The organism is Stenotrophomonas sp. SrG (assembly GCF_050031795.1).
Lineage (GTDB): Bacteria > Pseudomonadota > Gammaproteobacteria > Xanthomonadales > Xanthomonadaceae > Stenotrophomonas > Stenotrophomonas rhizophila_A.
Genome location: NZ_JBNBBE010001509.1, coordinates 1 through 233, shown reverse-complemented (window position 1 = coordinate 233; position 233 = coordinate 1). Strand labels below are relative to the sequence as shown.

Annotated in this window: 1 protein-coding gene; it reads right to left on the bottom strand. The window is 79.4% G+C overall.

From position 1 onward, the window contains the following. On the bottom strand, positions 1-213 hold a 213-nt coding region (locus ACQG3P_RS24415; protein ID WP_426806493.1), incomplete at its 3' end, for a hypothetical protein. Positions 214-233 lie beyond the last annotated feature (20 nt).

Sequence of the window (233 nt, the reverse complement as noted above, 5' to 3'; positions counted from 1 at the left end):
CGCGCGCCGGGGCCCGCCCGCGCCGGCCGGCGCGGGGCCGTTGATGCTGCCGTCGCCCACCCGCGGTTGCCCGGCCGGCGTGGTGTAGGTGTCGTCGGTTGCCGCGGGGGCGATCAGCAGGGCCACCTGCGCGGTATCGCAGTTGCTGCCCGCGCCGGCTTCGCACCGTTCGGGGGTGAGGCTGTCTGCTCCGGGGGCGGCTCCGGCGGGCACGGTGTTGTCCCCGGCGGGGG